This is a genomic window from Conyzicola sp. (assembly GCF_046714715.1).
GTDB lineage: Bacteria > Actinomycetota > Actinomycetes > Actinomycetales > Microbacteriaceae > Conyzicola.
The window spans coordinates 1-8,931 of record NZ_JBKKAD010000030.1; the positions used below are offsets into that span (position 1 = coordinate 1).

General features: G+C 68.7%; 9 protein-coding genes. 7 read left to right on the forward strand and 2 right to left on the reverse strand.

Going from position 1 to position 8,931, the window contains the following annotated elements; genetic code table 11:
- The first annotated feature begins 106 nt into the window (after positions 1-106).
- Genes ACLQ6X_RS02760 through der form a run of 4 tightly spaced genes read left to right on the forward strand, consistent with a single transcriptional unit; the run spans position 107 to position 4,205 of the window.
- Complete coding sequence (locus ACLQ6X_RS02760; RefSeq protein WP_411698640.1) at positions 107-931, forward strand: pseudouridine synthase; 825 nt, start codon at positions 107-109, stop codon at positions 929-931.
- Complete coding sequence (locus tag ACLQ6X_RS02765) at positions 924-2,015, forward strand: prephenate dehydrogenase (protein WP_411698641.1); 1,092 nt, start codon at positions 924-926, stop codon at positions 2,013-2,015. Before ACLQ6X_RS02760 ends, ACLQ6X_RS02765 begins: the two co-directional genes overlap by 8 nt.
- 5 nt (positions 2,016-2,020) lie before the next feature.
- Positions 2,021-2,677: a (d)CMP kinase gene (gene cmk / locus ACLQ6X_RS02770; RefSeq protein WP_411698642.1), complete on the forward strand. Its 657-nt coding sequence runs from the start codon at positions 2,021-2,023 to the stop codon at positions 2,675-2,677.
- A 16-nt stretch (positions 2,678-2,693) separates the two neighbouring features.
- A complete protein-coding gene (gene der / locus ACLQ6X_RS02775; RefSeq protein ID WP_411698643.1) occupies positions 2,694-4,205 on the forward strand; it encodes a ribosome biogenesis GTPase Der in 1,512 nt (503 codons plus the stop codon).
- A 118-nt stretch (positions 4,206-4,323) separates the two neighbouring features.
- On the opposite strand, the gene ACLQ6X_RS02780 is transcribed toward der, so the two are convergent.
- The gene (locus ACLQ6X_RS02780; protein WP_411698644.1) at positions 4,324-4,905 is read right to left on the reverse strand and encodes an exonuclease domain-containing protein; all 582 of its coding nucleotides are present in this window, start codon (positions 4,903-4,905) and stop codon (positions 4,324-4,326) included.
- 239 nt (positions 4,906-5,144) lie between these two features.
- Here ACLQ6X_RS02780 and ACLQ6X_RS02785 point away from each other — a divergent pair, with 239 nt between their 5' ends.
- Entirely contained in the window at positions 5,145-5,489 is a 345-nt protein-coding gene (locus tag ACLQ6X_RS02785) for a PadR family transcriptional regulator (protein WP_411698645.1), read from the forward strand.
- The gene (locus tag ACLQ6X_RS02790) at positions 5,486-6,508 is read left to right on the forward strand and encodes a hypothetical protein (RefSeq protein WP_411698646.1); all 1,023 of its coding nucleotides are present in this window, start codon (positions 5,486-5,488) and stop codon (positions 6,506-6,508) included. Before ACLQ6X_RS02785 ends, ACLQ6X_RS02790 begins: the two co-directional genes overlap by 4 nt.
- A gap of 138 nt (positions 6,509-6,646) precedes the next feature.
- On the opposite strand, the gene ACLQ6X_RS02795 is transcribed toward ACLQ6X_RS02790, so the two are convergent.
- The gene (locus ACLQ6X_RS02795; protein WP_411698647.1) at positions 6,647-7,852 is read right to left on the reverse strand and encodes a flavin-containing monooxygenase; all 1,206 of its coding nucleotides are present in this window, start codon (positions 7,850-7,852) and stop codon (positions 6,647-6,649) included.
- Between the two features lie 114 nt (positions 7,853-7,966).
- On the opposite strand from ACLQ6X_RS02795, the gene ychF reads away from it, so the two are divergent.
- The coding region (gene ychF, locus ACLQ6X_RS02800) for a redox-regulated ATPase YchF (RefSeq protein WP_411698648.1) at positions 7,967-8,931 on the forward strand (965 nt) is incomplete at its 3' end.

Genomic DNA, 8,931 nt, shown 5'->3' on the forward strand with positions numbered 1-8,931 from the left:
ATTCACTACGCCACAACCGACCTGATGCTCAGCCAGCTCGGAATCAACAGCATCGACGAGCTGCCGCACCTTTCGCCGCTTCTCGCCGATGGATCGGACGGATTCGATGAACGACAGTAACAACCCAGAGCCCTACGTGAACCCCGAGGGCGAGCGCCTGCAGAAGGTGATGGCCGCCGCGGGCGTCGCCTCACGACGGGTCTGCGAAGACCTCATCGCCGCCGGCCGCGTCGCGGTCAACGGCGTGCGCGTCGAGGAACCGGGTCGCCGCGTGCTGCCGACCGACCTCGTCTCGGTCGACGGCAAGGCGATCCAGCTCGACACCACGAAGCTGTACATCATGCTGAACAAGCCCACCGGCATCGTCTCGTCGCTCAACGACGACCGCGGCCGCCCCGACCTGCGCCGCTACACGAGCATGTTCGACGAGCGCCTGTTCAACGTCGGCCGTCTCGACGCCGAGACCTCCGGTCTGCTGCTGCTCACGAACGACGGCGAGCTGGCGCACATCCTCGCGCACCCTAAGTTCGGCGTGCTGAAGACCTACATCGCGAAGGTCGAGGGCGTGATGAACCAGCACACGGTGAACAAGCTCGTCGGCGGCATCGAGCTCGAAGACGGACTCATCGAGGCCGACAAGGCGCGCATCATCGGCACGCCCTCGAACGACGAGACCGTGGTCGAGGTCACCCTGCACTCCGGCCGCAACCGCATCGTGCGCCGCATGCTCGAAGAGGTCGGCCACCCCGTCGTCGACCTGGTGCGCCGCCAGTTCGGCCCGCTGCACCTCGGCAGCCTCGCACCCGACGCGATGCGCGATCTCACGAAGGCCGAGATCGGCGACCTGCTCACCATCTCGCGCGGCGGCAAGATCGCTGCGTCCGACGACGACACAACAGACGGAACCGGGGAAGACGACTCGGATGACTGATCGGCGACTCGCCGGCCCCGTGCGGATCGTGGGCACCGGCCTGCTCGGAACGAGCATCGCGCTCGCCCTGCGCGCCCGCGGTGTCGACGTGTCGCTCGCCGACGTGTCGCCCTCGAGCCTCGCGCTCGCCATCGACTACGGCGCCGGCCGCGCCGCCGTCGACGGCGACACCCCCGAGCTCGTCGTGGTCTGCGTGCCGCCGGATGTCACCAGCCGCATCGTCGCGCGCGAACTCGCGGCCTACCCGGACGCGCTCGTCACCGACGTCGCGAGCGTCAAGGTCGAGCCGCTGCGCGAACTGATCGCCCTCGGCGCCGACGTGAGCCGCTACATCGGCTCCCACCCGATGGCCGGTCGCGAACGCAGCGGCGCCATCTCGGCCCGCGCCGACCTGTTCAACGGCCGCCCGTGGGTCATCGCCGGCCACGACGCCATCAGCTACAGCCGGGCCGCGGCGGTCGAACAACTCGCCCTCGACCTGGGCGCACTGCCGATCGAGATGACCGCGGAGGATCACGACCGCAACGTCGCCCTCGTCTCGCATGCTCCACAGGTGATCTCCTCCCTACTCGCCGCCAGACTGACCGATGCCACCGACGCCGCGACGGCACTCGCCGGGCAGGGACTGCGCGATACCACCCGCATCGCGTCGAGCGACCCCGAACTCTGGGTGCAGATTCTGCGCGCCAACGCGCCGGCGATCCGCGACATCCTGCACGCCTACCGCGACGACCTCGACCGCGCGATCGCGACGCTCGATGCTCCGGATGCCACGGGCTCCCGCCGCGCGCTCGCCGAGCTGATCGGCGCCGGCAACGTGGGCGTCGCCCGCATCCCCGGCAAGCACGGTCAGGCCAAACACTTCAGCCGCATCGTCGTTCTCGTGGACGACAAGCCGGGCGAACTCGCCCGGCTGCTCACCGAAATCGGCGAGCTCGGCATCAACATGGAAGACCTCCGCCTCGAGCACTCGCCCGGCGCTCAGATCGGCCTCGCGGAGATCTCCGTGCTGCCGGCAGCGGAAGGCCGGCTCGTGAGCGAGCTCGAATCGCGCGGATGGAAGATCTCGGAGGCACTCGCGTGACCGCAATGACAGTAGTAGCGATCGACGGCCCGGCCGGCAGCGGCAAGTCGAGCGTGAGCCGCGCCGCCGCGCGCGCCCTCGGGTACTCGTATCAGGACACCGGCGCCGCCTACCGCGCGCTCGCCTGGACCGCGCTCGACCGCGGCGTCGACACCGAGCAGCCCGACCAGCTCGTCGCGCTGCTGCACGACTTCCCCTATTCGATCGGCATCCACCCCGACGACTACTTCGTGCGGGTGGGGGCCACCGACGTCACCGACGCGATCCGCGAGCCGCGCGTCACCGCCGTGGTGAGCGCCGTCGCGCGGGTGCCCGAGGTGCGCGCCTTCCTCGTGGAACTGTTCCGGAGCGTCATCCGATCGTCTTCTACGCCCGGAATCATCGTCGAGGGCAGGGACATCACCACCGTCGTCGCGCCGGATGCTACCGTGAGAATTCTCCTCACCGCGACCGAAGAGGCTAGAATGGCTAGGCGTTCAGCCGAACTCTCCACAGAGTCGGCCGCGAAGACCGCGCAGCAGCTTAGCTCGCGCGATGCCCAGGACTCCAAGGTCGTCGACTTCATGAACGCCGCCGATGGCGTTGTGACCATCGATTCAACCGATCTCGACTTCGACCAGACCGTTAGCGCGGTCGTAGATCTCGTGCGCACCAGTGACTGATTAAGGACGACCACCCATGGCCGAGCAAGACGACTACCCCGCGATCGACGGCGATCTCGCCGACCGCATCATCTCCCTCGACGACGCCGAAGCGGCCCAGCGCGCGGCGAGCCTGCGCGCCGGTCTCGGCGACTACGACCTCGACGCCGAAGACCTCGGCCTGCTCGACTCGCTCAGCGACGACCCCGACGCGATCACCTACCTTCCCGCGCTCCCCGTGCTGGCGATCGTCGGCCGCCCGAACGTCGGCAAGTCGGCGCTCGTCAACCGCATCATCGGCCGCCGCGAGGCCGTCGTCGAAGACACCCCCGGCGTCACCCGCGACCGCGTGAACTACAAGGGCGAGTGGGCCGGACGCAAGTTCACCATCGTCGACACCGGCGGCTGGGAGCCCGACGCCCGAGGCATCAACGCCTCCGTCGCCGCCCAGGCCGAGATCGCCGTCGACCTCGCCGACGCCGTTCTGTTCGTGGTGGATGCCACGGTCGGAGCCACCTCGACCGACGAGCACGTCGTGCGCATGCTGCGCGGAACGAAAAAGCCCGTGATCCTCGTCGCCAACAAGGTCGACGATGTGCGTCAAGAAGCGGATGCTGCGGCACTCTGGTCGCTCGGACTCGGCGAGCCCTGGGCGGTCTCCGCCGTGCACGGGCGCGGTGTCGCCGACCTGCTCGACAAGGTGCTGAAGGTTCTGCCCGAGGTTTCCGCCGTCGCCAAGGAAGAGGTGGGCGGACCCCGCCGCGTCGCCATCATCGGCCGCCCGAACGTGGGCAAGTCGAGCCTGCTGAACAAGACCGCCGGTGAAGAGCGCGTCGTCGTGAACGACCTCGCCGGCACCACCCGCGACCCGGTAGACGAGCAGGTGGAGATCGGCGGCAAGTTCTGGCGCTTCGTCGACACCGCCGGTATCCGCCGCCGCGTGCACCTCGCCCAGGGCGCCGACTTCTACGCCACGCTGCGCACCAGCGCCGCGCTCGAAAAGGCCGAGGTCGCCATCGTCGTGATGGACGTCTCCGAGCCGATCAGCGTGCAAGACCTCAAGATCGTCGACCTCGTGCTCGAGTCTGGCCGCGCGCTCGTCCTCGCCTTCAACAAGTGGGACATTCTCGACGACGAGCGTCGCGAGATGCTCGAACGCGAGATCGAGCAGGACCTGAGCCACGTCGCCTGGGCGCCCCGCGTCAACATCTCGGCCAAGACCGGCCGTCACATGGAGAAGCTGGTTCCGGCACTCGAGACCGCGCTCGAGTCGTGGGACACCCGCATCCAGACCGGCAAGTTCAACGCCCTGCTCGCCGAACTCACGGCCGAGCACCCGCACCCCGTGCGCGGCGGAAAGCAGCCGCGCATCCTGTTCGGCACCCAGGCCGCTTCGCGTCCGCCGACGTTCGTGCTGTTCACGACCGGATTCCTCGACCCGCAGTACCGCCGCTTCATCACGCGCCGCCTGCGCGAGATCTTCGGCTTCGAGGGCAGCCCGATCAACGTGAACATGCGCGTGCGCGAGAAGCGCCAGCGCCGCTCGTAACGCCAGCCGTCAACCGCTGGTTGAGTAGGGCCGTCTACGGCCCGTATCGAAACCCCGTCAGAGCTACGCGGGTTTCGATACGGTCGCAGAGCGACCGACTCAACCGGCGGTTTCTGGGTTAAGCCGCGAGGACCGCCCCGATGCGCCCGAGCTTCGTGCCCGTGATCGTCACCAGGTGCTCGAGGTCGACCGCTTCGTGCCGCTTCGCCGCGTGCACGATGATCGCGGCACACGCCTCGGCGTCGGCCAGCGCGTCGTGGTGCGCGAAGTCTTCGAAGCCTGCCGCCATGGCCGCGACCGGCAGCTTGTACGAGTCGAGGTTGTAGGTCTTGCGGGCGATCTGCAGGCTGCAGGCATAGGCGAAGCTCGGCGTCTCGACGAAACTCGCCGCGCAGCCGCCGTTGATCACGCCCATGTCGAAGCCGGCGTTGTGGGCCACGAGGTGGTCGCCGTCGACGAAATCGACGAGGTCGGTCAGCTGCTCGCTCCAGAGCAGTGCCCCCGCGACATCCGACTCGACGATGCCGTGAATGCGCGTGTTCCACTCGTTGAAGTAGTCGTGCCCGGCCGGCGGGCGGATGAACCAGCTGACCCTGTCGACGACGCGGCCGTCGACCACCTTCACGAGACCGACCGAGCACGCGCTGGCGCTCGAAGAGTTGGCGGTCTCGAAGTCGATGGCGGTGAAATTCAGGGGCACCTTCCAATGGTCACACGCACCCCTGACGGTCGCTGGAGAGCGCCGGGCGATTCGCGATAGCCGGCGCCTCTGCCGGACCCGATCTCGCAACTCAGGCAGAATCGCGCCACCGCCGTCTGCTTCCCGGGTTTCCGCGGCCGGGCGACCACGGCCGCCGGTTCTGCCTGAGTTGCGAAACGGTCGAGACGACACGCCGCTCGGTGTACGTGATATATCGACAACCTGAATATGCTGGCCGCATGACAACCACCGAAATGCGGGAACCCACGTTCCTTGTGCTCGCGGCTCTGGCCGACGGGCGCAAGCACGGCTACGCCTTGATCGCCGAGGCCGCCGAACTCTCCGACGGGCGCGTGCAGCTCAAGGTCGGCACCCTCTACGCCGCCCTCGACCGCCTCGGCGAGCAGGGACTCGTCGACGGCGCGGGCGACGAGGTCGTCGCGGGCAGACTGCGTCGCTATTACAAGCTGACGGATGCTGGGGCTCTCCGTCTCGAAGAGGAGGCCGCGCGGCTCGCCGCCAACGCGGCCAGCGCCCGCGCGAAGCTGCGCAGCCGCACCGCCGCGAAAGTGGCCACCGCGTGAGCGCCGCGCTGGAGCGCCGGTACCGCGCCGCCCTCGACTGGTATCCGAGCGCGTGGCGCGCCGAAAACGGCGAGGCGATGCTCGGCACGCTGCTCGACGAGGCGGAGGCCACCGGGCGCGAGAAGCCGCGGCTCGGCGACCTCGCCAATCTCGCGGTCCACGGCCTTGCGGCGACCGCCAAACAGCTGCCCAACCGCATTCCGTCCGCGATCCGCGATCGTGTAGCCGCGATAAGTCTCGGTACGGGCTTCGCTCTGTCCCTCGTGTTGTTCCTCGGCGCGGAGTGGGCGCCGTGGGCGCCTAATGGGCCGTGGAACGGCTGGGCGTTCGACTGGCGGGTGGTGAACAGTGAGGTTCCCGGTTTCGGACCGTTCGCCAGCGCGGGAGCGGTTCTGTTCGCCCTGTGGTTCGCAGCGTTCGGGTTCGCGCTCGTCGGTCTCGCTCGCACGGCATCGTTCACGCTGTTCGCCACGTTCCCGGTGAGTCTCCTGCTCGTCGAGAACGCCGGCCATCGGATGGTGTCGCTCCGGCCCACCGACGGCGTTCTCGTCGTGCTCGCGGCCCTTGCCCTACTCGCGATGGCGGGCCGTCCCACGCGGCGCGGCCAGAAGCGTGCCGGCGCGCAATGGCTGGCACTCGCTGCCGGCATTGCCGTCATACTGCCCGCGAGCTTCGCGGCCGTCGCAATTGCTGACAGCCAGAATCCGCTGGGGTGGCGCTTCGCGTCGCGCCTCGACCCGTGGAACAGCTTCCATCAGGTCAGCAGCCCCGTGCTCTTCCTCGCGCTGATGGCCGTTCTCATCGTCGTCGCAATTGCGCGAGCGCGCCGCGATTGGTCGGTCGCCTTGGGAATCGCGTCTCTGCCGTGGGCGCTTTCGCTGCTATTGATGCTGACGACGGGAGGCGGGATCGGAACTCTCGCGATCTACTCCGCGGTTGGTCTCACCCTGCTGATGGCGGTCGCATACGTCGTGCTTCGAGAACGTGGTTACCGAGTGGCGCTGGTGCGCCGCGACTAACGGGCTCTCCTTTGGTCGCGACATCCGCCTTGCCGTCTTTCGTAACTCAGGCAGAATGGCGCCGGCCGCGGCAGCACGCCCGGGTGTTCGCGGCAGGTCCGTCGAGCTCGCCCAAACTGCCTGAGTTGCGAGACCCGGCTAGGTCAGCCCGGCCGGCCGCGGCACGGTCGCCCGCACCACGCGCGGCGCGACCGTGCCGCGCCGGCCCACCCGGCGCGCGATCGCCCGGGCATCGATACCGAGCTGGCGCAGGTTGCCCGTCAGCGGGTTCGAGAAGCCGAGAAAGTAGAGCCCGTCGAGCCCGGGCGCCTGCTGGTCGGCGTTGATCGTCGGCCGCCCGTTCGGTGCGAGCACGCCCAGGTGTCCGACGAGAGGCTCGAGCCCGCGCCGGTATCCGGTCGCCACCACCACGGCCTCGGGGCGCAGCACCTCGCCGTTCGCGAGCGACACGGTCTCGCCGTCGAAGGATTCTACCGCGGCCACCACCGTCACCTTGCCCGAGCGCAGCGCGTCGATGAGTCCGACGTCGAGCAGCGGCTGCACGTCGTCGCGCTGCAGCCGGGTCACCACTCCGAGCGGGGCGGCCGGCAGCCCGAAGCGCGACAGGTCGCCCACCGAGAGGCGCTGCACGAGACGCCCGACCCGGTCGCCGACGGGCGCAGGGAACGGCGACATCGAGATCGCCAGCATCTGCGACGGGATGCCGAGCACCTGCCGCCGCACGACGTTCGGGGGCGTGCGCACGGCGAGCCAGACCCGCTTGCCCGCGCCGGCGAGGTCGGCCGCGATCTCCGCGCCGCTGTTACCCGGGCCGACGACGAGCACCGATGCTGCGTCGAGCGCGGCCGGGTTGCGGTACTCGCTCGAGTGAAGCAGGCGACCCTCGAACGATTCGCGGCCCGGCCAGTCGGGCAGCGCCGGCGTGTGGTTGTAGCCGGTGGCGATGATCACCAGCGGGGTGAGGATGGATTCGGCGCCGCATCCGATTCTCCACAGTCCGTCTGCGAGACGGTCGACGGATGTCACGGAGGTGCCCAGCCGCACGTCGAGGTTCTGGCGCTCGACGTAGTCGCGCAGGTAGGCGCGGAAGTCGTCCCTCGCCACCCACCGCCCGCTTGAGCGGGGGATCGCGCACCCCGGCAGCGCACTCAGCCAGCGCGCCGTGTGCAGGTGCAGCCGGTCGTAGTGGCGAGCCCAGCTCGAGCCGACCTCGCCGGCCGTGTCGAGAACGACCGCGTGGATGCCGACACGTCCCAGCTCGGCGGCGACCGCGAGCCCGGCGGGCCCGGCGCCCACGACGACGGCGGGGGAGGTGTCGGGTAGTGCCTGAGCGTCATTGCTCACAGCTGTCTCCTCGGATGAGAAATGGCGTGGTGGCACGACTCTAGTGCCCACCGCCCGCCGCCGAAATAGCCCCCGGCAGGTCGAACGTCGCCGCGCCCGGTACCCTTGACTCTCGTGGCTCTCACTATTGCAATCGTCGGACTCCCCAATGTGGGCAAGTCAACCCTGTTCAACGCTCTGACCAAGAGCTCGGTGCTCGCCGCGAACTACCCGTTCGCGACCATCGAACCCAACACGGGAATCGTGAGCCTGCCGGACGCACGCCTCGCCGTCCTCGCCGAGATCTTCGGTAGCGAGAAGATCCTGCCCGCCGCCGTGTCGTTCGTCGACATCGCCGGCATCGTCAAGGGCGCCTCCGTCGGCGAGGGTCTCGGCAACAAGTTCCTCGCCAACATCCGTGAGGCCGACGCCATCGCGCAGGTCGTGCGCGGCTTCGAAGACCCCGATGTCGTGCACGTCGACGGCAAGGTCGACGCCGCCAGCGACATGGAGACGATCAACACCGAACTGATCCTGGCCGACATGCAGACCCTCGAAAAGGCGGACAGCCGCTACGAGAAGGAACTGCGCGCCAAGAAGATCACCCAGGCCACCGTCGACACCGCCAAGGCCGCGATGGAGTGGCTCAACGAGGGCAAGCCGCTCTCGTCGAACACCAAGCTCGACCTGTCGCTGCTCGCCGAACTCGGACTGCTCACGGTCAAGCCGTTCATCTACGTTTTCAATGTGGATGAAGCGGTCTTGACGAACGACGACCGCAAGGCAGCCCTGGCGGCTCTCGTCGCTCCCGCCCACGCCGTATTCCTCGACGCGAAGCTCGAGAGCGAGCTCATCGACCTCGACGCCGCGGACGCCGCCGAGCTGCTCGAATCGACCGGCCAGGACGAGAGCGGTCTCGATCAGCTCGCCCGCATCGGCTTCGACACGCTCGGCCTGCAGACCTACCTCACCGCCGGCCCGAAAGAGACCCGCGCCTGGACCATCCCGAAGGGTGCCAAGGCGCCCCAGGCCGCCGGCGTCATCCACACCGACTTCGAAAAGGGTTTCATCAAGGCCGAGATCATCGGCTTCGACGACCT

Bases quoted from the DNA above. Each gene is read 5' to 3' on its own strand.
- der (WP_411698643.1), top strand. From the start codon at position 2,694: ATGGCCGAGCAAGACGACTACCCCGCGATCGACGGCGATCTCGCCGAC.
- cmk (WP_411698642.1), top strand. From the start codon at position 2,021: ATGACAGTAGTAGCGATCGACGGCCCGGCCGGCAGCGGCAAGTCGAGC.
- ACLQ6X_RS02765 (WP_411698641.1), top strand. From the start codon at position 924: ATGACTGATCGGCGACTCGCCGGCCCCGTGCGGATCGTGGGCACCGGC.
- ACLQ6X_RS02760 (WP_411698640.1), top strand. From the start codon at position 107: ATGAACGACAGTAACAACCCAGAGCCCTACGTGAACCCCGAGGGCGAG.
- ACLQ6X_RS02785 (WP_411698645.1), top strand. From the start codon at position 5,145: ATGACAACCACCGAAATGCGGGAACCCACGTTCCTTGTGCTCGCGGCT.